This is a genomic window from Bradyrhizobium sp. McL0616, assembly GCF_049993385.1.
Taxonomy (GTDB): Bacteria; Pseudomonadota; Alphaproteobacteria; order Rhizobiales; family Xanthobacteraceae; genus Bradyrhizobium.
The window spans coordinates 1417228-1439922 of the sequence record NZ_CP188255.1; the positions used below are offsets into that span (position 1 = coordinate 1417228).

The 22695-nt window shown below is 64.5% G+C and carries 22 protein-coding genes; 9 read left to right on the forward strand and 13 right to left on the reverse strand.

What is annotated here, in order from left to right; genetic code table 11:
- Window positions 1–90: 90 nt before the first annotated feature.
- Genes ACPPVR_RS06820 through ACPPVR_RS06830 form a run of 3 tightly spaced genes read right to left on the reverse strand, consistent with a single transcriptional unit; the run spans window position 91 to window position 2590 of the window.
- Window positions 91–537 (reverse strand): GNAT family N-acetyltransferase, encoded by a 447-nt coding sequence (locus ACPPVR_RS06820; protein WP_426613475.1) that lies wholly within the window; start codon window positions 535–537, stop codon window positions 91–93.
- Complete coding sequence (locus ACPPVR_RS06825) at window positions 537–1565, reverse strand: peptidoglycan -binding protein (protein WP_426613476.1); 1029 nt, start codon at window positions 1563–1565, stop codon at window positions 537–539. Before ACPPVR_RS06825 ends, ACPPVR_RS06820 begins: the two co-directional genes overlap by 1 nt.
- 5 nt (window positions 1566–1570) lie before the next feature.
- Entirely contained in the window at window positions 1571–2590 is a 1020-nt protein-coding gene (locus ACPPVR_RS06830) for a flagellar motor protein MotA (protein WP_426613477.1), read from the reverse strand.
- Window positions 2591–2772: 182 nt separating this feature from the next.
- Between ACPPVR_RS06830 and ACPPVR_RS06835 the strand changes: the two genes are divergently transcribed.
- The 3 genes from ACPPVR_RS06835 to ACPPVR_RS06845 all read left to right on the forward strand — a co-directional run bounded on the left by ACPPVR_RS06835 (window position 2773) and on the right by ACPPVR_RS06845 (window position 5297).
- On the forward strand, window positions 2773–3582 hold the full coding sequence (locus tag ACPPVR_RS06835) for a DUF1295 domain-containing protein (protein ID WP_426613478.1): 810 nt from the start codon (window positions 2773–2775) through the stop codon (window positions 3580–3582).
- The gene (locus ACPPVR_RS06840) at window positions 3579–4607 is read left to right on the forward strand and encodes an SAM-dependent methyltransferase (RefSeq protein WP_426613479.1); all 1029 of its coding nucleotides are present in this window, start codon (window positions 3579–3581) and stop codon (window positions 4605–4607) included. Before ACPPVR_RS06835 ends, ACPPVR_RS06840 begins: the two co-directional genes overlap by 4 nt.
- Window positions 4608–4733: 126 nt before the next feature.
- On the forward strand, window positions 4734–5297 hold the full coding sequence (locus ACPPVR_RS06845) for a hemerythrin domain-containing protein (protein WP_426613480.1): 564 nt from the start codon (window positions 4734–4736) through the stop codon (window positions 5295–5297).
- Between the two features lie 26 nt (window positions 5298–5323).
- Here the strand turns inward: ACPPVR_RS06845 and ACPPVR_RS06850 are convergent, their stop codons facing one another.
- Together ACPPVR_RS06850 and ACPPVR_RS06855 are read right to left on the reverse strand one after the other, a co-directional pair.
- On the reverse strand, window positions 5324–6082 hold the full coding sequence (locus ACPPVR_RS06850) for an outer membrane protein (RefSeq protein ID WP_426613481.1): 759 nt from the start codon (window positions 6080–6082) through the stop codon (window positions 5324–5326).
- A 225-nt stretch (window positions 6083–6307) separates the two neighbouring features.
- Entirely contained in the window at window positions 6308–6484 is a 177-nt protein-coding gene (locus ACPPVR_RS06855; protein WP_426613482.1) for a DUF2934 domain-containing protein, read from the reverse strand.
- Between the two features lie 207 nt (window positions 6485–6691).
- On the opposite strand from ACPPVR_RS06855, the gene ACPPVR_RS06860 reads away from it, so the two are divergent.
- The 4 genes from ACPPVR_RS06860 to ACPPVR_RS06875 all read left to right on the forward strand — a co-directional run bounded on the left by ACPPVR_RS06860 (window position 6692) and on the right by ACPPVR_RS06875 (window position 12020).
- Entirely contained in the window at window positions 6692–7015 is a 324-nt protein-coding gene (locus tag ACPPVR_RS06860) for a response regulator (protein WP_426613483.1), read from the forward strand.
- Between the two features lie 155 nt (window positions 7016–7170).
- Window positions 7171–7395: a hypothetical protein gene (locus ACPPVR_RS06865; protein WP_426613484.1), complete on the forward strand. Its 225-nt coding sequence runs from the start codon at window positions 7171–7173 to the stop codon at window positions 7393–7395.
- Between the two features lie 272 nt (window positions 7396–7667).
- Window positions 7668–8861 (forward strand): efflux RND transporter periplasmic adaptor subunit, encoded by a 1194-nt coding sequence (locus ACPPVR_RS06870; RefSeq protein WP_426613485.1) that lies wholly within the window; start codon window positions 7668–7670, stop codon window positions 8859–8861.
- Window positions 8862–8867: 6 nt separating this feature from the next.
- Entirely contained in the window at window positions 8868–12020 is a 3153-nt protein-coding gene (locus ACPPVR_RS06875) for a multidrug efflux RND transporter permease subunit (protein WP_426613486.1), read from the forward strand.
- 139 nt (window positions 12021–12159) lie between these two features.
- On the opposite strand, the gene ACPPVR_RS06880 is transcribed toward ACPPVR_RS06875, so the two are convergent.
- The 8 genes from ACPPVR_RS06880 to tkt all read right to left on the reverse strand — a co-directional run bounded on the left by ACPPVR_RS06880 (window position 12160) and on the right by tkt (window position 21589).
- Entirely contained in the window at window positions 12160–12945 is a 786-nt protein-coding gene (locus ACPPVR_RS06880; RefSeq protein WP_426613487.1) for an inositol monophosphatase family protein, read from the reverse strand.
- A gap of 84 nt (window positions 12946–13029) precedes the next feature.
- Complete coding sequence (locus ACPPVR_RS06885; RefSeq protein ID WP_426613488.1) at window positions 13030–14106, reverse strand: tetratricopeptide repeat protein; 1077 nt, start codon at window positions 14104–14106, stop codon at window positions 13030–13032.
- An 8-nt stretch (window positions 14107–14114) separates the two neighbouring features.
- Window positions 14115–14783 (reverse strand): thiamine phosphate synthase, encoded by a 669-nt coding sequence (locus ACPPVR_RS06890; RefSeq protein WP_426613489.1) that lies wholly within the window; start codon window positions 14781–14783, stop codon window positions 14115–14117.
- Between the two features lie 3 nt (window positions 14784–14786).
- Window positions 14787–15812, reverse strand: coding sequence for a class I fructose-bisphosphate aldolase (locus ACPPVR_RS06895; RefSeq protein WP_426613490.1), 1026 nt, complete (start codon window positions 15810–15812; stop codon window positions 14787–14789).
- Between the two features lie 179 nt (window positions 15813–15991).
- A complete protein-coding gene (gene fba / locus ACPPVR_RS06900) occupies window positions 15992–17059 on the reverse strand; it encodes a class II fructose-bisphosphate aldolase (protein ID WP_426613491.1) in 1068 nt (355 codons plus the stop codon).
- Between the two features lie 37 nt (window positions 17060–17096).
- The gene (locus ACPPVR_RS06905; RefSeq protein WP_426613492.1) at window positions 17097–18293 is read right to left on the reverse strand and encodes a phosphoglycerate kinase; all 1197 of its coding nucleotides are present in this window, start codon (window positions 18291–18293) and stop codon (window positions 17097–17099) included.
- A 153-nt stretch (window positions 18294–18446) separates the two neighbouring features.
- Window positions 18447–19454 carry a type I glyceraldehyde-3-phosphate dehydrogenase gene (gap, locus tag ACPPVR_RS06910; RefSeq protein WP_426613493.1) on the reverse strand — a complete coding sequence of 336 codons (1008 nt, stop codon included), beginning with the start codon at window positions 19452–19454 and terminating at the stop codon, window positions 18447–18449.
- Between the two features lie 149 nt (window positions 19455–19603).
- Entirely contained in the window at window positions 19604–21589 is a 1986-nt protein-coding gene (tkt, locus tag ACPPVR_RS06915) for a transketolase (RefSeq protein ID WP_426613494.1), read from the reverse strand.
- Between the two features lie 286 nt (window positions 21590–21875).
- Here tkt and ACPPVR_RS06920 point away from each other — a divergent pair, with 286 nt between their 5' ends.
- Together ACPPVR_RS06920 and ACPPVR_RS06925 are read left to right on the forward strand one after the other, a co-directional pair.
- Window positions 21876–22196: a DUF4164 domain-containing protein gene (locus tag ACPPVR_RS06920; protein ID WP_045002587.1), complete on the forward strand. Its 321-nt coding sequence runs from the start codon at window positions 21876–21878 to the stop codon at window positions 22194–22196.
- Complete coding sequence (locus tag ACPPVR_RS06925; protein ID WP_426613495.1) at window positions 22193–22576, forward strand: cell division protein ZapA; 384 nt, start codon at window positions 22193–22195, stop codon at window positions 22574–22576. The genes ACPPVR_RS06920 and ACPPVR_RS06925 overlap by 4 nt, the downstream gene beginning before the upstream one ends.
- Window positions 22577–22695: the final 119 nt, after the last annotated feature.

A 22695-nucleotide genomic window follows, 5' to 3' on the forward strand; every position in this document is an offset into this window, starting at 1 on the left:
AGGCGGGCGATCCAGTACTCCGTGACGGTAGTGAATCATCGATAGGCCGCGGCGTACTGGATTCCCCGCCTTCGCGGGGAATGACGTGCCCTACGGCTTCCACGCCATCTTCAATACCGGCCGCCCCGAGGTCGGATTCAAATCGTCGCCGGCATGGCCAAAGCCGTTGCGTTCGTAGAAGCGGATGGCGCGGGAATTGTCCTTGTTGACGAGCAGGGTGACGCCGGTCGGTGACAGGCGCTTGGCTTCGTCTACCAGCAGCCTTGCCGCGTCCGAGCCCCAGTGATCGGGGTCGACCACGAGCTGGTCGAGATAGCCTTCGCTATCGATGGTGACGAAGCCGGTCAGCGCGCCGTCCTGCTCAGTGACGACGATGGAAGCTTTCGGCACCAGATCCTTGCGCCAGCGTTCGCGCCACCATTCCAGCCGCGCGGCGAAGTCGATCTGCGGATAGGCCTGCTGCCAAGTGCGATGCCATAGGTCGATCGCGGCCGCTTCGTCGGCAGCCACGTAGGGACGGAGGTGGAGGGCGCTCACTACCGCTCCGTCAGCTTCAGTTCGATGCGGCGGTTGCGCTTGTAGGCGTCTTCGGTATTGGCGGTGTCGAGCGGCTGGAATTCACCGAAGCCCGCCGCGACCAGGCGCTGGGCCGGCACGCCGAGTGTGATCAAATACTGCACCACCGAGATCGCGCGCGATGCGGACAGGTCCCAGTTCGACTTGAAGTTCGCACCGCTGACCGGCCGGACGTCGGTGTGGCCGTCGACGCGTAGCACCCAGGCGATCTCGTTCGGGATCTTCTTGTCGAGCTCGATCAGCGCATTCGCGACGGTGTCGAGCTCGGCGCGGCCCTCAGGCAGCAGCGTCGCCTGCCCGGTGTCGAAAAACACTTCGGACTGGAACACGAAGCGGTCGCCGACCACGCGGATGTCGGGGCGGTTGCCGAGAATGGCGCGCAGGCGGCCGAAGAATTCCGAGCGGTAGCGCGACAATTCCTGCACCCGCTGCGCCAGCGCGACATTCAGGCGTGAGCCGAGATCGGCAATTCGATTCTGCGATTCCTTGTCGCGCTTCTCGGAGGCGTCGAGCGCCTCTTCCAGCGCCGCCAATTGCCGGCGTAGCGCGCTGATCTGCTGGTTCAGCACCTCGATTTGCGCGAGCGCCCGCGCCGAGACCGACTTCTCGGAGTCCAGCGCCTTGCCGAGTTCGGTGCTCTTGCCTTGTGCGTCGTTGCCGGCGGCGGCGAGCCCGTCGTAGAGGCCTTTGATGCGATCACGCTCGGTCTCGGCCGAGGCGAGGCCGGCCTTCAATTGCGAGACCTGGTCGTCGAGCGTGAGCTTGCCGAGCTTTTCCAGCGACAGCAGCTCGTTGAGCTGCGCGATCTTGGCGTTGAGCTGCTCCAGCGCCTTGTCCTTGCCGGTGACCTCCTGCGACAGGAAGAACTGCACGACAAGGAACACCGACAGCAGGAACACGATCGACAGCACCAGCGTCGACAGCGCGTCGACGAATCCGGGCCAGTAGTTGAAGCCGGCTTCGGTGCGGCGGCCACGGGCTAGAGCCATGATGCTCAGCTCTTCTCAGGCTGGCGCGCGATGCGCTCCAGCAGGCGACGGATCTCGCGGTTCTGCTCGCCCTGGCCGTCGGCCCATTCGCGGATCATCTGCTGCTCGGTCCGCATATGCGAGACCAGCGCCTGGATCGCTTCGGCGAGACTGGCCATCGACGCGGTGGTGCTGCGGCTGGCGGTGCCTTCCTCGAGCACGAGGCGCAGCCGCTCGACCGCGGCCTGGAGCTCGCCGCTCGCAACGCCGCTGCCGCTCGATGCGACGGCGACCTCGCCGCTGCCATATTCGCGCACGGTGGTGGCGAGCCAGTCTTCGAGGTCGGTGTAGAAACGGTTCTGCGCCTGGCTCGATTGCAGATCGAGGAAGCCGAGGATCAGCGAGCCGGCGAGGCCGAACAGCGAGCTGGAAAACGAGATGCCCATGCCGCCGAGCGGCGCGGCGAGGCCCTCCTTCAGCGTGTCGAACAGCGCGCCGGAATCGCCTCCGACCTTGAGGCCGTCGATTACCTTGCCGACCGAGCCGACCGTCTCGATCAGGCCCCAGAACGTGCCGAGCAGGCCGAGGAAGACGAGCAGGCCGGTCATGTAGCGCGAGATGTCGCGGGCCTCGTCCAGGCGGGTCGCGATCGAATCCAGCAGGTGCCGCATGGTCGTCTGCGTGATCGACATCCGCCCGGTGCGCTCGCCGCCCAGGATCATCGCCATCGGCGCCAGCAGCTTGGGGTGCCGGGCCGGCGCCAGGCCGGGATCGGAAATCCGGAAATTGTTGACCCAGGAGACCTCGGGATAGAGCCGGATCACCTGGCGGAAGGCCAGGATGATGCCGATGAACATCACGCCGCCGATCAGGGCGTTGAGCCCGGGATTGGCGAAGAAGGCCTGGATGATCTGCTTGTAGAGCACCACGCCCACCAGCGCGCACAGCACCAGGAAGACCAGCATCCGCACCAGGAAGACGCTGGGCGAGGATAGCTTGGTGTATTCGATGTCGAGGGAGGAGCGAGGCGAGGCGCCTGACGGCATGGCCGGTATCATCCGTTACGAAGCTTGCTTGCAGCGCGCACTATGGCACAGCGCCAGCCCAAAAAAAGCGCCGGTTGTGCCGATTTCGGGACGGCGCGGGGAACCCAGGGCTGAAACCGCGCTTTGATACCAACGTATTTTGTAAAACTTCGGCGTTCCATTGGCTTAGGTCGGATTTTTGCATGGCGATGTTTCTTGGGGGACTGGCGGCCATCGCGATATCGCTCGCGGTCCTGATGGCGTTCGCCTGGGTGGTGCAGCAGCGCACCGGCAATTCCGGCTGGGTCGATACCATCTGGACCTTTGCGCTCGGTCTGACCGGCGCAGGTGCGGCCCTGTGGCCGATGGCCGGCGAGGGACCCAATGCGCGGCAATGGCTGGTCGCCAGCCTCGTTGCCCTCTGGTCGGTCCGGCTGGGGGTGCATATCGCGATCCGCACGGCGGGGATCACCGACGATCCCCGCTATGCCGCCTTTGCCGCCGAGTGGGGCCTCAACGCGCCGTGGCGGATGTTCGTCTTTTTGCAGAACCAGGCGCTGGGCTCGGTGCCGCTGGTGTTTTCCATTTTCGTCGCCGCGCATGTCCCTGAGTCCGCCTTGCGCATTCAGGATTTCCTTGGTGCGGCGATCCTGCTGATCGGGATTGCGGGCGAAGCGCTGGCGGATGCGCAATTGCGCCGCTTCCGGCACGACCCCGCCAACCACGGCAAGGTGTGCGATGTCGGGCTGTGGCGCTGGTCGCGCCATCCGAACTACTTCTTCGAATGGCTGGGCTGGCTTGCCTATCCCGTGATCGGCCTTGCTATCGGATATCCGTGGGGTTGGGCCAGCCTGCTCGCGCCGGTCTTCATGTACTGGATCCTGGTCCACGTCACCGGCATCCCGCCCCTGGAAGCGCAGATGCTGCGATCGCGCGGCGAGCGCTACCGCGCCTATCAATCCAGAACCAGCATGTTCTTTCCCCTGCCCCCCAGAGAGGGAATGGCCGCATGAGCGTCGTGTCCACGATCATCGGCACTGCCGAACGCGTGCCGCTGCCGGACCTCGTGGTCCGTGCCGCGATCCAGCGCCTCTGCTCGCGCACGGCGACGCGTCTGGCCGCGCACACTGCCGTTGACGATGCCGCTTTCGCCGGGCGGATGATGATACGGCCGATCGCCGAGTACACCGACGCCGCCAACAGCCAGCATTACGAAGTGCCGTCGAGCTTCTTTGCGCAGGTGCTCGGCCCCAACCGCAAATATTCGTCCTGCTTCTACAGCAACGATGCGACGACTTTGCAGGAGGCCGAGGAGGAGGCGCTGCGCCAGACCGCCGAACATGCCGCTCTCGCCGACGGCCAGACCATCCTCGAGCTCGGCTGCGGTTGGGGCTCGCTGTCGCTGTGGATGGCGCGGCAGTTTCCGCATGCCAAGATCACGGCGGTGTCGAACTCGCAATCGCAGCGCGCCTATATCGAGGAGGAAGCGCGGCTGCGCGGACTGCTGAACCTGCGCGTGGTCACTGCCGACATGAACGTGTTCGCGCCCGACGGCCAGTTCGACCGCATCGTCTCGGTCGAGATGTTCGAGCACATGATGAATTGGCGCAAGCTGATGACGCGCGTGCACGCATGGCTCGCGCCCGAGGGGCGCTTCTTCATGCACATCTTCACCCATCGCTCGGGCTCCTACCAATTCGACCGCGCCAACCGCGAGGACTGGATCGCGCAGCACTTCTTCACCGGCGGCGTGATGCCGAGCCATCAGCTCGTCAGGCAATATGCCGACGTCTTCGCGATCGAAAAGGAATGGCGCTGGAGCGGCACGCATTATCAGCGCACGGCCAACGACTGGCTCGCCAATTTCGATGCGCATCGCGACGCGATCGAAGTGTCCTTGCGCAACGTCTATGGCGAGGACACCGCGTTGTGGATGCGGCGCTGGCGCTGGTTCTTCCTCGCCACCGCCGGTCTGTTCGGTTACGCCGACGGAACGGAGTGGGGTGTCAGCCACTATCGGATGAAGGCGGCGGGTTAGGCGTCTCATCAAGCATTCCGCGCCGAAAATCACGATCCATTTTCCGCCCGGGTTTGATCTAGCGCAAGAAGCTGAGATGTTTTCACGCTAACGTGGATGCTTCTCAATGCTTCATCAGAGGCTGCCATGATCATTGAGCGGTTGTCCCGGGAACATCGCAATATCGAGACACTGCTCGCCGTCCTCGAGCGCGAGCTGGAAGTTTTCGATCGCGGGGATCGCCCTGACTATGAGGTCATTCGCGCGATCATCAGCTATTTCGAACTCTATCCCGAGCTGTACCATCATCCGCAGGAAGATCTGGTCTTTGCCAAGCTGAAACTGCGCGATCCCGCTGCGGCTGCAAAGATCGGTAACCTCACACGTGAGCATCAAAAAGGAGCCGAGCGTTTGCGCCGCGTCGCTCAAGCGGTCGACGGTGTCCTCGCGGATCGTGAAATTCTGCGGCAAAATGTCGACAACATCGTTCGCGATTTCATAGAAAGCGAGCGGCGTCACATCATGATGGAGGATCGTGATTTCTTTCCTGCGGCCCTCAAGGCTCTAGAGCCTCAGGATTGGACGGAGATCGCTTCGGCCTCGATCAATCATGACGATCCGCTGTTTAGCGAGGCTGCCGAAGAAACCTTCGACGAGCTACGAGCGCGCATCTTGCAGTTGGAACAAGAGGCTGAAGCCGAGCGACATTAGTCGAGCGCGCATCGCATCTCGATTCTTCAAAAGCGGTAGTTCACGCCCAGACGAACGGTGTGGAAGGTGAGGTCGGCGGGGAAGCTGTCGGTCGTGTGCGGGGTGCCGACAAAGGTCGTGCCAATGAAGCGATTGCCCGCCGATCCCAAATCTACGTAGAGGTATTCCGCCTTAACGGACCAATTTCGGGAATACATCCACTCGGCGCCCGCCCCTGCCGTCCAGCCAATATGATTGTCGTGGGCCGACGCCGTCGCGGTCACCAGGCAACAAGGAATTACGTTCGTGACCACCTCGTCCGCCCTGGTCTGCCCGAAGGCAACGCCGGCCGTGCCGTAGAGCAGGACATTACTGACAGCGACGCCTGCACGGCCGCGCACGGTGCCGAACCAATCCAGCCGGTTTTCGATGGCCCAGTTAACGTCGCCGGGAATGGTGTTGAAGCTCCCCCGACCTTTCAGGTTTGTCCACGACGCATCGGCTTCAAGCCCGAACACGAGTGAGTTGACCTGATAGTTGAAGCCGATCTGCCCACCCGCGAGCCAGCCCTCGGCGTCGATTTTTCGATGGGACGGATCGAAGACCTCGAGCGGGCCAGTGCCGGGGTCGAAGGTGAGGTCGCCATCCGAGCGCCCCCAGGCATAGCCGGCATGACCCCCGACATAGAGACCGGTCCAATTGACGGCTTGCACGGCTGGAACGGGGAGTGCCTTGACGGGCAGATCCGCGGCCAGCGTCGAATTTGCCAAAACGCAAAGTCCAAGTGCAGCAAATGATGCGCGCATCACACGCCCTCCATTTACGCCCGCCAGCGCTGCATGCTGATGCAGCCAAAAGGTGCATTTTATGGACGGGGCACGTGCTTCACCGAATTTATGCGCAGCGTGGCATCTCGGACACAACAATGTTCCGACCGCGCGTCCTATCGGGTTCGGTCTAAAGCTGTCGCTGGGGCAGCGACGATTTCACGTCAGCCATCGGCTAAGCGCACACGGGCCGCTCTGACAGCGCTAGATCGGCAAATTGTCCGTCATGCCGGGTGGCACCTCGCCCTGCTCGGACCGCTCGGCTACAAGCTCCTTTTCGGCCTCGTACCAGAGCGTGTCCATTTTGCCATTGGGTTCGCCTGCAGCTTTCCAAAGCTCATAGGCGCGCTTGCGGATTTCTTCCTCGCTTAAACCTGCCATGCGCTGGCCTCCCTGGTCTCTCGACCTCCAAGCCGCGAATGTGCTGATAGTTCCGCTGTCGGGCCACTTGCACTCGCATCTGCGTTCAGTCTGTCGAGGAAAGCCCGCTCGAAGCTCTGTCAACTGGCCGCCGGAACGGTCAGAAAGAGTGCGCGTTGATCCCAGGTTGAATGGGAAGGACCTCGGATCCCTCGCACGGTACTGGTTGTGGATGACGATGCCAGCGTCCTCGAAGTCGTCGCGGCCATGCTCGAGGACCTCGGCTGCGAAGTCATCAGCGCTGAGAGTGGCAGCGAAGCCCTGGACCAGCTGAAGCGACACGATCGGATATCGGTCCTGATCACGGATATCAACATGCCCGGCATGGATGGGCATGAGCTGGCCGAGCTCGCGACGCGTCTTCGCCCGGCGTTGAAAGTTCTGCAACTCTCGGGGCGAGAGCGTCGGCGTGACGGCTTTCCGATGATCAGAAAGCCGTTCTCTGAAGAAGATCTGGCCAAGACGATGCAACAAACGACCGGCCTTTGCTGACGATCTCCACGCTGCGTCGGGTGTGTTCACAAGTGGACAGAACTTTCCCTTTAGCCGGCGTTAATGCTCCATCACAGCCCGACCCGTGGCTTTTATCTGTGATGAGACCGCCAGCAAGCGCTCCCGCCTTCCTCTCAATGGAAAGGAGCAGCGCCATGCTTTCGCGGCGTCGTTTCATACATGTAAAAACGCTCAAACAGCGACTGCTCGAAGAGGCTCGAAATCTCCGGGAGGAGGCGAAGTTATTGCCTTATGGACCGCTTCGCGATGCTGTCTTGATGAAAGCACGGCAGGCCGAAACTGCAGCCCACATGGACGATTGGCTTTCTTCTCCCGGCCTGCAGCCGTCGAAAAAGGACGATACGCCCGGTCCCAGCTAAACTCGGTCTGGCCCGCCTCAATTGGCAAACATGTTTCCGCTTGCGATGTTCTGTCGCAGAACGCCGCGATGGAACCCGACTCACAATCCGGTGACTCCCAAAAAGCGGCCTGAACTCAGCGCGATAGGGCGTGTGACATTGAGCCGCCTGCGCGATGCGTTGCGTCGCAGCAAGTCCATTCTATTTTGATCGCATCAGTCGCGCAGAAATTGCCCAGAACGGGCGTGGCGCGGTGTGTGATCAGTTTCAACAATTTTGGGGCACCCCACTTCATGTCAGGACTTCGAGCGCGATCGGCATGCGTTGCAGTGATGCTCGCGGCCTTTGCGCCGCTGCTGGGTGCTTGCAATGAATCCAGCTCCGCCGTCTCCGCCGCGCAGGCCCTCGAACCCGATGTCAGCGTCGTCACCGTCAAGCCACAAGCCCGCGCCGTGGTGCGCGAGCTGCCGGGCCGGATATCGCCGACGCGCGTCGCCGAAGTGCGCCCTCGCGTGTCAGGCATCGTGGTGGAGCGGCTGTTCCGCCAGGGCAGCGAGGTGAAGGCAGGCGATGCGCTCTATCGCATCGATCCGCGCCCGTTCGAGGTCGAGGTGATGGCCAATGACGCGGCGGTCGACAAGGCCGAGGCCGCGTTGATGCAGGCGCAGCAGCAGGCGCGCCGCATCGCGACGCTCACCAGCCAGCGCGCCGCGCCGGAAGCCGAGAACGAGAAGACCATCGCGGCCGAGCGCCAGGCGCAGGCTGAAGTCGAGGGCCGCAAGGCCGACCTCGCGCGCACAAAGCTCAATCTTGATTATGCGACCGTACGCGCGCCGATCGACGGCGTCGTTGGCGCGGCGCAGGTCAGCGAGGGTGCGCTCGTGGTGCAGAACGAGACCAATCTTGCCACCGTGCAGCAGCTCGATCCGATCTATGCCGACTTCACCCAGTCGGTAACCGAGCTCAACCAGCTTCGCCGCGCCCTCGAGAGCGGCGACCTCGATCGTATCGAGGCCGATGCCGTCAAGGTACGCCTCGTGCTCGACGACAACTCCGTCTATTCGCTCGATGGCAAGCTGCTGTTCTCCGAAGCCAAGGTCGATGCCCATACCGGGCAGGTGACGTTGCGCGGCGAGTTTCGCAATCCCAAGCGCGAGCTGCTGCCGGGCATGTATGTCCGCGTCCGCCTCGACCAGGGCCTGGATTCCGACGCGATCGCCGTGCCGCAGCAGGCGGTTCAGCGCAATGGCGGCGGCGGTAGCGAAGTGTTCGTCGTCAAGGACGACAACCGCATCGCGGTGCAGCCGGTCCGCACCGGCTCGGTGCAGGACGGCGTCTGGTTCGTCACCGAGGGCCTGAAGGCCGGCGACAAGGTCGTGGTCGAAGGCTTCCAGAAGTTCGCCGCCGGCGACAAGGTCAAGCCACAATCCTGGTCGGAGGCGGATGCGACCGCCGACAACCGGCACGCCCTCAAGGTCGCGCGGTAACCGACCATGGCAAGCTTCTTCATCGACAGGCCGATCTTCGCCTGGGTCGTCGCGCTGTTCATCTGTCTGATCGGCGCGATCTCGGTCCCGCTGCTGCCGGTCGCGCAATATCCGATCATCGCGCCGCCCTCGATTTCGATCTCGACGAGCTATCCGGGCGCGTCGCCGGAAAACCTCTACAACAGCGTCACCCGGCTGATCGAGGAGGAGCTCAACGGTGCCTCCGGCATCCTCAATTTCGAATCGACCAGCGACTCGCTCGGCCAGGTCGAGATCACGGCCAATTTCGTGCCGGGCACCGACACCAGCGCTGCTTCCGTCGAGGTGCAGAACCGCATCAAGCGCGTCGAGGCGCGGCTGCCGCGCGCGGTGATCCAGCAGGGCATCTTGATCGAGGAAGCCTCCAGCGCGGTGCTCCAGATCATCACGCTGAATTCGACCGACGGCAGCCTCGACGAGGTTGGCCTCGGCGACTTCATGATCCGCAACGTGCTCGGCGAGATCCGCCGCATTCCCGGCGTCGGCCGCGCCACGCTCTATTCGACCGAGCGCAGTCTTCGTGTGTGGGTCGATCCGGCAAAACTGGTCGGCTATGGGTTGACCGCCGACGACGTCAACAAGGCGATTGCGGCGCAGAATGCCCAGGTCGCCTCGGGCAGCGTCGGTGCCGAACCGTCGACCGAAAGCCAGCGCACCTCCGCGCTGGTGCTGGTCAAGGGCCAGTTGTCCTCGCCCGATGAATTCGGTGCCATCATCCTGCGCGCCAATGCCGATGGTTCAACCGTGCGGCTGCGCGATGTCGCGCGCGTCGAGGTCGGCGGCCTCAGTTACCAGTTCAACACCCGCCTGAACGGCAAGCCGACCGCCGGTCTCTCCGTGCTGATGTCGCCGACCGGCAACGCGCTGGCGACCGCGGGTGCGGTCGAGCAGAAGATGAAGGAGCTGTCGCGCTTCTTCCCCGCCAACATCGGCTACGAGATTCCCTACAACATCACGCCCGTGGTCGAGGCCTCGATCAAGAAGGTGCTGACGACGCTGCTCGAGGCCGTGGTGCTGGTGTTCGCGGTGATGTTCCTGTTCTTGCAGAACATCCGCTACACCATCATTCCGACCATCGTGGTGCCGGTGGCGCTGCTGGGCGCCTGTACCACGCTGCTGCTTGCCGGCTACTCCATCAACATGCTCTCGATGTTCGGCATGGTGCTCGCGGTCGGCATCCTCGTCGACGACGCCATCGTCGTGGTCGAGAACGTCGAGCGCATCATGACCGAGGAGGGCCTGCCGCCGAAGGAAGCGACGCGGAAAGCGATGTCGCAGATATCAGGCGCCATCATCGGCATCACGCTGGTGCTGATGGCGGTGTTCGTGCCGATGGCGTTCTTCCCGGGCTCGGTCGGCATCATCTACCGCCAGTTCTCGGTGACCATGGTCGCGGCGATCGGCTTCTCCGCGTTTCTCGCGCTGTCGCTGACGCCGGCGCTGTGCGCGACGATTCTCAAGCCCGTTGCGGCTGGCCACGGCCATGCCAGGAAGGGCGTGTTCGGCTGGTTCAACCGCATGCTCGAAGGCGGCAAGGAAGGCTATTCGCGCACCGTCGGCTTCTCGCTGAAGCGCACGGGCCGCTTGATGCTGGTTTATGTCGCGCTGCTGGCCGGCCTGTCCTGGGCTTTCGTCAAGCTGCCCGGCGGCTTCCTGCCCGTCGATGACCAGGGTTTTGTCACCACCGACGTGCAGACTCCCTCGGATTCGTCCTATGGCCGCACCGAGGCCGTGATCGAGAAGGTCGAGAAATATCTGGCGCAGCGGCCGGGCGTCGACAACGTCACATTTCTCACCGGCTTCAGCTTCTCCGGCCAGGGCATGAACACCGCGCAGGCCTTCATCACGCTGAAGGATTGGTCGGAGCGCGGGCCGAAGGAGTCGGCTGCGGCTGTCGTCGCCGACATCAACCGCGATTTGTCCTCGTCGATCCGCGACGCAAAGATCTCGGCGCTGCAGCCGCCGCCGATCGACAATCTCGGCAATTCGTCCGGCTTCTCGTTCCGCCTCCAGGATCGCGGCCAGAAGGGCTATCCGGCCCTGATGCGCGCCGCCGACCAGCTGATCGCGGACGCCAATGCGAGCTCTGTATTGCAGAAGGTCTATGTCGAGGGCCTGCCCGAAGCCGGCGTGGTCAATCTCGTGATCGACCGCGAGAAGGCCGGTGCCTTCGGCGTCACCTTCGAGGACATCAACAATACGATCTCGACCAATCTCGGTTCGAACTACATCAACGACTTCCCGAACCGCGGCCGCATGCAGCGCGTCGTGGTGCAGGCCGATAGCCGCGACCGCATGAAGACCGAGGACATCCTCAACTACAACGTCAAGAACTCCTACGGCCAGCTCGTGCCGTTCTCCTCCTTCGCTACCATCGAATGGGCGCGCGGGCCGACCCAGATCGCCGGCTTCAACTATTATCCGGCGGTGCGCATCTCGGGCGAAGCCAAGCCCGGCTTCACCTCGGGCGATGCCATCGCCGAGATGGAGAAGCTTGCGGGCAAACTACCGCGCGGCTTCGGCTATGAGTGGACCGGCCAGTCGCTGCAGGAGAAGCTCTCGGGCTCGCAGGCGCCGTTCCTGCTGGCGCTGTCGGTGTTCGTGGTGTTCCTGTGTCTGGCCGCGCTCTACGAGAGCTGGACCATTCCGCTTGCGGTGCTGCTCACCGTGCCGCTCGGCATCGTCGGCGCCGTGGTCGCGGCGATGCTGCGCGGTCTGCCCAACGACGTCTATTTCACCGTCGGCCTCATCACCATCATTGGCCTCGCCGCCAAAGACGCGATCCTGATCATCGAGTTCGCCAAGGATCTGCGCAAGGAAGGCAAGCCGCTGGTGGACGCCACCCTGGAGGCCTGCCGCCTGCGCTTCCGCCCGATCCTGATGACCGGCCTTGCCTTCATCTGCGGCGTGCTGCCGATGGCGATAGCTCACGGCGCCGGCGGCGCCAGCCAGCAATCACTCGGCACCGTCGTGATGGGCGGCATGATCGCGGTGGTGATCCTGGCGCTGCTGATGGTGCCGGTGTTCTTCGTGTCGGTGCAGCGTGTGTTGGCGGGAGATCGGGAGAAGGTGGCGAAGGAAGGCGAGGCGTATGGGCCGCCGGCGCCAGTGCGGCCGTAAGGCACGCTGTCATGCCCGCGAAGGCGGGCATCCAGTACGCCGCGGCCTCTCGGTTCAATCACCGCCGTCTCTGGAATACTGGATCATCCGCCTTCGCGGATGATGACAGCTGAAATGTGGAGAGGCCTTTGCCTTAAGCCTACTTCCGCAGCACCTTCACCAGCTCCCCATGCACGAATTCGTTCCCGCACACGACGTGCCCGGTGACCAGCGCATCGCCGGGCGTGTCGATGTCACTCACCGTGCCGCCCGCTTCGCGCACCATCAGCAGGCCGGCGGCGATGTCCCAGGATTGCAGATTGCGCTCCCAGTAGCCGTCGAGGCGGCCGGCGGCGACGAAGGCGAGGTCGAGGGAGGCGGCGCCGAAGCGGCGCAGGCCGGCGACACGGTCCTGGATCGCGGTCATCTCGCGGCGGAATTCTTCGTGGTCGCCACGGCCGATATGGGGCAGGCCGCAGGCCACCACGCATTCGTTGAGCTGGCGGCGGCCGGCCACGCGCAGGCGCTGGTCATTCAGGAAGACGCCCTTGCCGCGCTCGGCGATGTAGAGCTCGTCATTGGCGGGATTGTAGATCACGCCGGCGATCACCGTGCCCTCGCGCACGAGGCCGATCGAGATCGCGAATTGCGGGATGCCGTGCAGGAAGTTGGTGGTGCCGTCGAGGGGATCAACGATCCAGGTGTGGCTCTTGTCGGAACCTTCCCGCGTGCCGCCTTGCTCGCCGATGAAGCCGTAGCCGGGGCGGGCCTTGGCGAGGTCCTGGTAGACGATCTCCTCGGCGCGCTTGTCGGCGAGCGAGACGAAGTTGGCCGGGCCCTTCAGCGAGACCTGCAAATGCTCGATCTCGCCGAGATCGCGCTTGAGGCTGCGGCCGGCGCGGCGCGCCGCCTTGACCATGACGTTGATAGTGGCGGAATACAGCATGAGCTCTGGTCTTGATCGGGGGGAAGGGGCACGAACCGCGCCATTTGAGGGGATTGGGTGCCCCGCGAGGGGCCAAACGTCAAGTCATTTGGTCCCTAGCCATTTTTTGGCGGCGGCCTCGGCCTTGGCGCGGTCGTCCGCGGGCAGATCGGCCAGTTGCTTGTCGAGTTCAGGATCGCCCTTGCCGCCGGTTTTTGCCACCAGGTGCCATTTGAACCCCTCGACCTTGTCCGCGGTCGCGCCCATGCCGTTGATCAGGACCCAGGCCAGCCGGTTCTGCGCGATCGCGCTGCCCTGGCGGGACGCCTTGCGGAGCAACGCTACGGCCGCTGGCTGGTTCTTCGGCGTGCCGGTGCCGTTGAACAGCGCGATGGCGTATTCGACCTCGGCATCGACATTGTCGGCCAGTGAGGCCGCCTGGAGCAGTCGCACGGCCTTGTCGGCGTCCTTCGGCACGCCGGTGCCTTCCTTGTAGAAGGTCGCGAGCGCGTATTGCGCTTCGGGCAGGCCCGCGTCCGCCGCCTGGCGCAACAGCTCGGCGGAACGATTGACGTCCTGCGGCAGGGTCTGGCCGTCGAGGTAAAGCAAAGCCAGGTTATAGGCCGCCTTGGGCTCGCCGAGTTTGGCGGCGGACGCCATCAGCTTGACCGCTTCGCCCTTGTCGACCGGGCCGCCGCGGCCGGCGATGCGCATCATCGCGAGCGCGAACATGCCCTCGCGATCGCCGGCATCGGAGGCGCGCTTGTACCATTGCACCGCCTTGGTGTAATCGCGCCGCACGCCCATGGCGTTGGAATAGAGCTCGCCCAGCATGGTCATCGCCTTGGCGTCGCCGGTCGCGGCACGGGCGGTGGCGAGATCGAACGCGGTCTTGTACGCGCCGCGCTGATAGGCGCCGAACACCAGATCGACGTTGGAATTGTCCGTCGGCGGCGCGGGAATCACGGTTGCGGCCGGGCTCGGCGAGGCCGACGGCTTTGGCGCCGGCGCAGCTTCCTTTTTCTTGGTGATCGTGTGCGGCGCAGTCTTGGGTTTTTCCTTGGGCTTCTGCTTTTCAGCCGACGGGCTCGGCGTCGTCGCCGGCGGCGCGATCTGGAGCTGCGCGGCTGCGGGCGCCGTCAGCAGCAGCGTGGCCAGAAGGGTGATGCGCGAAGAATTCATCGCGGGCGCTAGCTCTGGCTCACGGCAAGCGCCGCATAGCCCTTCTTGATCGCAGCGTCCGCCTCGTTCAGCGCAGCCTTGGGCCCGCGCGGGTCGGCCCAGACGAGATCGCCGACCAGCACGAAATCGGCGCCGCTGGCCGCGAACTCATGGGCCTCTTCGAACGACATGGCAAAGCCGACGCAAGGCGGCTCGAACAGCTCCGCCCACCAGTCCAGCCGCTCGGCGATAGCCTGCGACGACGGCCGCTGGCCGTTGGCATCGGGCTCGCCGAACAGCAAATAGTCTGCGCCGATCTCGCCCGCATCCATGGAATGGTGCCGCGTCGTCAGCCCGCCGACGCCGGCGATGCGATCGGGCTTGAGCGACGGCAGCGCCTCTTTCAGTGCGGCGATGCCGGGCAGGTGCGCGCCATCGGCGCCGCCGCGCGCGACGAGCTCAGGATGGCCTTCGACGAGAAGTGCTGCGCCCGCGCTCTGGACGACCGGCGCCAGCGCCTTAATCCGCGAGATCATGGTGCGCTGGTCGGTCTCCTTCAGCCGCAGCAGCACGGCCGCGACATCCGCGGAGGCGAGCAGGGCCGGCAGCTCGGCGAGAAGCGAAGCGGGATCATCGACGACCGGCGTCGCGAGGTAGAGGCGCGGCACCGGGCGCGGCGGAGGCGGTTTGTTCGACAAGATCTAGGCTGCCTTCTTTTCCAGGCTGCTTTGCCATTCGCCCCGTGAGGCGAGGCCATTCATGCGCGCGCGATGACTGAATGCGGTCTGTCCGGCGGCAACATTCTCGGCCTTGCCCGACCAGGCCTTCTGCGGCGCGGCCTGCAGCGCGCGGCCATAGGAGAAGGTCAGGCCCCAGGGCAGCGGGCCGAGCTTGTGCATGGCATTGAGATGCGCGGTCGCCTCTTCATCCGACTGGCCGCCGGAGAGGAAGGCGATGCCGGGCACCGCGGCGGGCACGCAGGCCTTCAGCAGCCGGATCGTCTTCTCCGCGACCTCATCGACGGAGGCCTGCTTCGCGCATTTCTTGCCGGAGATCGCCATGTTGGGCTTGAGCACCATGCCTTCGAGCGCCACGCGCTGCACCCGCAATTCCTGGAACGTCTTGTTGAGCACGCGTTGCGTCACCTCATAGCAGCGATCGATGTCGTGATCGCCGTCCATCAGCACCTCCGGCTCGACGATCGGCACGATCTGCGCGGCCTGGCACAGCGCGGCGTAGCGCGCCAGCGCGTGGGCATTGACGCTGATCGCGGTCATCGAGGGAATGCCGCCGCCGATGTCGATCACCGCGCGCCATTTGGCGAAGCGCGCTCCGCGCTCGTAATATTTCTGCAAGCGCTCGGCGAGCTTGTCGAGCCCGACGGTGACGAGCTCGCCCGGGCACATCGGCAGGGCTTGCGTGCCCTCGTCGACCTTGATGCCGGGGATGGCGCCGCTCTGTTCGATCAGCTTCACCAGCGGCGTGCCATCCTTGGCATCCTGCCAGATCGTCTCGTCATAGAGGATCACGCCGGAGATGAACTGGCTCATGGCCTCCTGCGACCGGAACAGCATCTCGCGATAGTCGCGGCGGCTTGATTCCGTCGATTCCACGCCGATCACATCAAAGCGCTTCTTGATGGTGCCGGAGGATTCGTCGGCGGCAAGGAGGCCCTTGCCGGGCACGACCATGGCGGTCGCGATCCTGTTGAGCTCAGTCAGATTCATCGAGAGGTCCTCCCAAAACGATTCTGCCCTTGCCTGTGAAGTTAGACCGTTATCGGGCGGTTGCCGAGTTAACGTTCGTCGCAGGGTAATAAAGGGGAGGCCGGCCGTTCACCTCTCCCCGCCTGCGGGGAGAGGGGGAGGACAGGGCGTGCCAGGGCCCTTACGCCACCACGCGATCGCTACGCGACGCGGGGGTCGAGCTCGCCCTTGGCGTAGCGCTTGGCCATGTCGGCGGGGGTCAGCACCTTCTTGAACTTGGAGGCCTGGCCGGCAGTGTTGAACTCCTGGAGCCGCTGCTTGCACAGCTTGGTCATGGCTTCCATGGCCGGCTTCAGGTACTTGCGCGGGTCGAACTCTTCCGGATTGTCCTTGAGGACTTTGCGGATCTGGCCGGTCATCGCCATGCGGTTGTCGGTGTCGATGTTGATCTTGCGGACGCCGTGCTTGATGCCGCGCTGGATCTCGGCGACCGGCACGCCCCAGGTCGGCTTCATCTTGCCGCCATAGGTGTTGATGATGTCCTGGAGGTCCTGCGGCACCGACGAGGAGCCGTGCATGACGAGATGCGTGTTGGGCAGCTTGCGGTGGATTTCCTCGATCACGTTCATGGCGAGGATGTCGCCGTCCGGCTTGCGGGTGAACTTGTAGGCGCCGTGTGAGGTGCCCATCGCGATCGCGAGCGCGTCGACCTTCGTCTCCTGCACGAACTTCACGGCCTCGTCCGGATTGGTCAGGAGCTGGTCGTGGGACAGCTTGCCTTCGGCGCCGTGGCCGTCTTCCTTGTCGCCCATGCCGGTCTCGAGCGAGCCGAGCACGCCGAGTTCGCCCTCGACCGAGATGCCGCCGAGATGGGCCATGTCCGTCACCGTCTTGGTGACGCCGACATTGTAGCCCCAGTCGCCGGGGGTCTTGCCGTCGGCCTTGAGCGAGCCGTCCATCATCACCGAGGTGAAGCCGGCCTGGATCGCGGTCATGCAGGTCGCCGGCTCATTGCCGTGGTCGAGATGCACGCAGACCGGGATGTGCGGATAGATCTCGGTCACCGCGTCCATCATGTGCTTGAGCATGACGTCGTTGGCGTAGGAGCGCGCACCGCGCGAGGCCTGGATGATGACGGGCGCGTCGACCTGATTGGCGGCGTCCATGATCGCCAGCGCCTGCTCCATGTTGTTGATATTGAAGGCCGGTACGCCGTAATCGTGTTCCGCCGCATGGTCGAGCAATTGACGCAACGTGATCCGAGCCATCTGTATCTTTCTCCGTTTGGGCCAGTTCGGCCGCTAATTACTTGACGCGCAAGACTTCGACGCCGGGCAGGGGTTTGCCCTCCATCCATTCAAGAAATGCGCCACCGGCGGTCGAGACATAGGTGAATTGACCGGCTACATGGGCCTGGTTGAGGGCCGCGACCGTGTCGCCGCCGCCCGCGATCGAGATCAGCTTCTTGGCCTTGGTGCGCTCGGCGGCATGCTTGGCGGCCGCCATCGTGCCGCGGTCGAACGGCTGCATCTCGAAGGCGCCCAGCGGTCCGTTCCAGACCAGCGTGGCGGCATCGTCGATCGCGGCATGGATGCGCACGATCGACTGCGGGCCGACGTCGAGGATCATGCCGTCGGCCGGGATTGCATCGAGGCCGTAAGCATGCGACGGCGCGTTGGCCGCGAAATGATAGGCGACGGTGGCGTCCACCGGCAGGATGATGGCGCAGTTGGCGGCTTCCGCCTTCTCCATGATGCGCAGCGCAGTGGGGGCTAGATCCTTCTCGGCCAGCGATTTGCCGATGCCGACGCCCTGGGCGTGCAGGAAGGTGTTGGCCATGCCGCCGCCGATCACGAGCGCGTCGACCTTGGTCACGAGGTTCTCGAGCAGGTCGATCTTGGTCGAGACCTTTGCGCCGCCGATGATGGCGATGACCGGCTTGGTCGGCGACCCCAGCGCCTTCTCCAGCGCGACCAGCTCGGCCTGCATGGTACGGCCGGCGTAGGCCGGCAGCTTGTGGCCGAGGCCTTCGGTCGAGGCGTGGGCGCGGTGCGCCGCTGAGAACGCGTCATTGACCCAGATGTCGCCGAGCTTTGCGAGCTCCGCGACGAAGGCCGGATCGTTCTTCTCTTCCTCTTTGTGGAAGCGGGTGTTTTCCAGGCACAGGATGTCGCCATCCTTCAACGCCGCCACGGCCTGGGCCGCGGGCTCGCCGATACAATCGTCCGCGAAGGCGACGGGCTTGTTCACGACCTTGGACAGCGCCTCGGCGACGGGCTTGAGCGAGTCCTTGGCATCGCGGCCTTTCGGCCGGCCGAAATGCGCGAGCAGGATGACCTTGCCGCCCTTGCCCGAGATTTCGGTGATGGTCGGCGCGACACGCTCGAGCCGGGTCGCGTCACTGACGCGCCCATTGTCCATAGGCACGTTGAGATCGACGCGCAGCAGCACGCGTTTGCCCTTCACGTCGACGTCGTCGAGGGTGCGGAATTTGTTGGCCATCGGACACTTCCTTGTCCCGGGCGCATTGCGGCGCGAAGTGCCGCTGTGCTGAACCGGGACCTACGCGGTGAGAACCTACGCGGGTAAGACATGGCTCCCGGCTCTGCGGCGCACCGTGGAGCCACGCTGCGCCGCGTCCGGGACACGAGACGCTTAGATCACCTTCGCCAGCGCGACGGCGGTGTCGGCCATGCGGTTCGAGAAGCCCCACTCGTTGTCGTACCAGGCCATCACGCGCACCAGCGTGCCGTTCTGCACCTTGGTCTGGTCCATGTGGAAGGTGGCCGAGTGCGGATCGTGATTGAAGTCGATCGAGACGTTCGGCGCGGTGGTGTAGCCCAGGATGCCCTTGAGCTGCTGCTCGGAGGCGCGCTTCATCGCCTCGTTGATTTCCTTGGCGTCGGTGGCACGCTTGGCGACGATCTTCAGGTCGATCACCGAGACGTTCGGGGTCGGCACGCGGATCGAGACGCCGTCGAGCTTGCCCTTCAGTTCCGGCAGCACCAGGCCGATCGCTTTCGCAGCACCAGTCGAAGTCGGGATCATCGACATCGCCGCCGCGCGGCCGCGATAGAGGTCCTTGTGCAGCGTATCGAGCGTCGGCTGGTCGCCGGTATAGGCGTGGATCGTGGTCATGAAGCCGGTCTCGATACCGACTGTCTCATTCAGCACCTTGGCGACCGGCGCGAGGCAGTTGGTGGTGCAGGAGCCGTTGGAGACGACCAGATGCTCCTTGGTCAGCACGTCGTGATTGACGCCGTAGACGATGGTCGCATCGGCGCCATCCGCGGGCGCCGAGACCAGCACGCGCTTGGCGCCGGCGGTCAGATGTGCGGAGGCCTTGTCCCTGGCGGTGAAGATGCCGGTGCATTCCAGCGCGATGTCGACGCCGAGATCTTTCCAGGGCAGCTTCGAGGGATCGCGCTCGGCGGTCACCTTGATCTTGTTACTGCCGAGGCTGATCGAGTCACCATCGACGGTCACGGTGCCGGGGAAACGGCCGTGAACGGAATCGAAGCGGAGCAGATGGGCGTTGGTTTCGACCGGGCCGAGATCGTTGATGCCGACCACTTCGATATCCTTGCGGCCGGACTCTGCGATCGCCCGCAGGACGTTGCGGCCGATGCGGCCAAAACCGTTGATTCCAACGCGGACTACCATCTTTCGTCTCCTTCAATGACCGTTGTCATCCCGCCGGACGCGCGATTAAAGCGCCAGCGAGGGTTTTTTAGGGCGGACGCCCGGTTCGGCCGGGCGGAGCTTGATCATATGAGAAGTTACGTAGTCCTTTTTTTTGGCAAGCTCAACTCTCAGGTAACGCGCTTCAGCACAGCGTTAACCGCGGCCTCGGCGGTAATGCCGAAATGCTTGTAAAGGTCCTTCGCCGGCGCGCTCGCGCCGAAGGAATGCATGCCGATAAATTCGCCATCCTGGCCGATCACGGCATCCCAGCCCCAGCGTACCGCGGCCTCGATCGCGACCTTCACCGGCGCGTTGCCGATGATGGCGGCCCGCTTTGCCTCTGGTTGCGCTAACAACAGCTCGAGCGAGGGCACCGAGACCACCCGCGACGCGATGCCGCGCTCGGCGAGCTGCTTCTGGGCGGCGACCGCGATCTCGACTTCGGAGCCCGAGGCGAACAGCGTCGCCTTGGCTTCGCCCTGGGCTGCGACCAGCTCGTAGGCGCCCTGCTGGCAGGGAGTTTCGTTCGGAGCATTGGTGCGCAGCTGCGGCAGGTTCTGCCGCGTCAGCACCAGCACGGTCGGTCCGTCGATACGGTTGAGCGCCAGCTCCCAGCACTCGGCGACCTCGATGGAATCGCAGGGACGCAATACGCGCATGTTCGGGATGGCGCGCAGCGCTGCGAGATGCTCGACCGGCTGATGGGTCGGGCCGTCTTCGCCGAGGCCGATGGAATCGTGCGTCATGACATAGACGACGCCGGTGCCCATCAGCGCGGCCAGCCGCATCGCGGGACGCGCATAATCGGTGAACACCAGGAAGGTCGCGCCGTTCGGCGCGAAGCCGCCGTGCAGGAAGATGCCGTTCATGGCGGCACACATGCCGTGCTCACGGATGCCGTAATGGATGAAGCGGCCCTTCGGCGTCTTGGCAGAGAAGCCGGTTGCCGACTTCGCCTTGTTGTTGTTGGAGCCGGTGAGATCGGCCGAGCCCGCGAGAAATTCCATCGGCATCGCGCCGGCAATGACTTCGATCACGGCTTCCGAGGATTTGCGGGTCGCCGCAACAAGCGGCTTTTCCAGCAACTCCTTCTTGTAGGCGCGTACTGCTTTCGCGAGCGCCGCCGGGCGTTCGTGGCGCAGGCGGCGCTCGAACTCGGCGCGCTTGCGGCTGCCGAGCTCACCGAGCCGGCCTTCCCATTCCTGCCGTGCGGTTGCGCCGCGGCTGCCGGCCGCGCGCCAGGCCTTCAGCACGTCGTCCGGCACCGAGAACGGCTCGAGCGAGATGCCGAGATTTTCCTTGGCGGCCTTGAGCTCGTCGGCGCCGAGCGCCTCGCCATGCGCCTTCGCGGTGCCGGCCTTATGCGGCGCGCCGAAGCCGATGGTGGTGCGGCAGGCGATCAGGGTCGGCTTGTTGGATTTCTTCGCGCGGGTGATCGCGGCGGCGATCGCGACCTGGTCGTGGCCGTCGATCTTCTCGGCGGCCCAGCCGCACGCCTTGAAGCGCTTCACCTGGTCGACGGAATCGGAGATCGAGGTCGGGCCGTCGATCGAGATGCCGTTGTCATCGTAGAGCACGATCATCTTGTTGAGCTTCCAGTGCCCGGCCATCGCGATCGCTTCCTGCGACACACCTTCCATCAGGTCGCCATCGGAGGCGATCACATAGGTGTGGTGGTCGACGATCTTCTTGCCGAACTCGGCGGCCAGCATCTTCTCGGCGAGCGCCATGCCGACCGCGGTCGAGATGCCCTGGCCGAGCGGGCCCGTGGTGGTCTCGATGCCCTTGGTGTGGAAGTTCTCGGGGTGCCCCGGCGTCAGCGAGCCGAGCTGGCGGAACTGCTTGAGCTGGTCCAGCGTCATGTCGGCATTGCCGGTGAGATACAGCAGCGCATAGAGCAGCATCGAACCGTGGCCGGCGGAGAGCACGAAGCGGTCGCGGTCGGGCCAATGGATTGCGGCGGCGTCGAATTTCAGGAATTGCGTGAACAGCACCGTGGCCATGTCGGCGGCGCCCATCGGCAGGCCCGGATGGCCCGATTTCGCCTTCTCCACGGCGTCCATTGCAAGGCCGCGGATCGCGTTGGCCATACGGTTGGGATCGACCTGCGTCATGTCTGAAATCCGTCTGAAATGAGGCGCTTGTGGCAGCATTCGCCGCGCCGGAAGGAGCCTTTCGGCCGCTGGGGTCGCGGCTGGGATAGCATCTCGGTTCCGACAGGCCAAGGCAATCAAACGCCGGTTTGGCCGTAAAAGTTGCTTAGCAGTGCATAGTTTCGCGGCGACGTTGCGCTTCGCAAGCTTGCCACGTAAATTTCTGCTTCTAACCGCTTGCCGAACCGAGTCTTTTGCCGGCCGGCAAGCCCCGAAACAAAGGCCACCAAGGTCCGCCGCTGACTGCATGAACGATCGCGTTTCCAACAGTTCCGCCATGACAGAGTCCTCGGCCGTCGAGATCGAGATCGCGACCCGCAGGCTCATGGCGGCGCTCGACTCGCTCGAAAGCGCGGTCGAGCGGCGGCGCGATGCCGATCGCGACGAGAACGAACTCGCGACGCGGATTCAGGCGCTGGGCGCAGATCGCTCGCGGCTTGCAGACGAGCTCGACGGCGCGCTGGTGAAGGCGCGCAAGCTCGAGCGCACCAATCGCGAGATTTCCGACCGGCTGGATTCCGCGATCGTCACGATACGTTCGGTGCTCGATACCGGAGAGGACGGATGAGCCACATCAACGTCACCATCAATGGCCGGCAGTACCGCATGGCCTGCGAGGAGGGCCAGGAGGTGCGGCTGCTGAAGCTCGCCGAAAGCCTGGAGACGCGGATTGAGTCGCTCCGCGGAAAATTCGGCGAGATCGGCGATGCACGGCTCACGGTGATGGCGGCGCTGACCGTCTGCGACGAACTGGTCGACGCCGGCAACCGGATCCGCACCATGGAGCAGGAATTGGCCGAGCTGCGGGATTTCCGCAATGCCGCCGTCGAGCGCGCCCGGATGACCCAGACCGCGGTGGTGAACGCCCTGAATGCCGCCGCCGAACGCATCGAGAAGTCGACCCAGGTCCTGAACCGGACCGTCGGCAACGGGATTGCGATCGGGTAGAGGGCGTGTTGCCGCGTGGCCAGTGCGCTCCCTCCCTCGCTTGCGGGGGAGGGTTGGGGAGAGGGTGTTTCCACGATCGAGGACCCCCAAGAGGAGAAAGCCCTCACCCGCGCCTTCGG

Coding starts and splice junctions, on each gene's coding strand:
- ACPPVR_RS06845 (WP_426613480.1), top strand. CDS start 4,734: ATGATCATTGAGCGGTTGTCCCGGGAACATCGCAATATCGAGACACTG.
- ACPPVR_RS06825 (WP_426613476.1), bottom strand. CDS start 1,565: ATGGCTCTAGCCCGTGGCCGCCGCACCGAAGCCGGCTTCAACTACTGG.
- ACPPVR_RS06895 (WP_426613490.1), bottom strand. CDS start 15,812: ATGAATCTGACTGAGCTCAACAGGATCGCGACCGCCATGGTCGTGCCC.
- ACPPVR_RS06880 (WP_426613487.1), bottom strand. CDS start 12,945: ATGCTGTATTCCGCCACTATCAACGTCATGGTCAAGGCGGCGCGCCGC.
- gap (WP_426613493.1), bottom strand. CDS start 19,454: ATGGTAGTCCGCGTTGGAATCAACGGTTTTGGCCGCATCGGCCGCAAC.
- ACPPVR_RS06920 (WP_045002587.1), top strand. CDS start 21,876: ATGAACGATCGCGTTTCCAACAGTTCCGCCATGACAGAGTCCTCGGCC.
- ACPPVR_RS06885 (WP_426613488.1), bottom strand. CDS start 14,106: ATGAATTCTTCGCGCATCACCCTTCTGGCCACGCTGCTGCTGACGGCG.
- tkt (WP_426613494.1), bottom strand. CDS start 21,589: ATGACGCAGGTCGATCCCAACCGTATGGCCAACGCGATCCGCGGCCTT.
- ACPPVR_RS06835 (WP_426613478.1), top strand. CDS start 2,773: ATGGCGATGTTTCTTGGGGGACTGGCGGCCATCGCGATATCGCTCGCG.
- ACPPVR_RS06865 (WP_426613484.1), top strand. CDS start 7,171: ATGCTTTCGCGGCGTCGTTTCATACATGTAAAAACGCTCAAACAGCGA.
- ACPPVR_RS06840 (WP_426613479.1), top strand. CDS start 3,579: ATGAGCGTCGTGTCCACGATCATCGGCACTGCCGAACGCGTGCCGCTG.
- ACPPVR_RS06870 (WP_426613485.1), top strand. CDS start 7,668: ATGTCAGGACTTCGAGCGCGATCGGCATGCGTTGCAGTGATGCTCGCG.
- ACPPVR_RS06905 (WP_426613492.1), bottom strand. CDS start 18,293: ATGGCCAACAAATTCCGCACCCTCGACGACGTCGACGTGAAGGGCAAA.
- fba (WP_426613491.1), bottom strand. CDS start 17,059: ATGGCTCGGATCACGTTGCGTCAATTGCTCGACCATGCGGCGGAACAC.
- ACPPVR_RS06830 (WP_426613477.1), bottom strand. CDS start 2,590: ATGCCGTCAGGCGCCTCGCCTCGCTCCTCCCTCGACATCGAATACACC.
- ACPPVR_RS06850 (WP_426613481.1), bottom strand. CDS start 6,082: ATGCGCGCATCATTTGCTGCACTTGGACTTTGCGTTTTGGCAAATTCG.
- ACPPVR_RS06925 (WP_426613495.1), top strand. CDS start 22,193: ATGAGCCACATCAACGTCACCATCAATGGCCGGCAGTACCGCATGGCC.
- ACPPVR_RS06855 (WP_426613482.1), bottom strand. CDS start 6,484: ATGGCAGGTTTAAGCGAGGAAGAAATCCGCAAGCGCGCCTATGAGCTT.
- ACPPVR_RS06875 (WP_426613486.1), top strand. CDS start 8,868: ATGGCAAGCTTCTTCATCGACAGGCCGATCTTCGCCTGGGTCGTCGCG.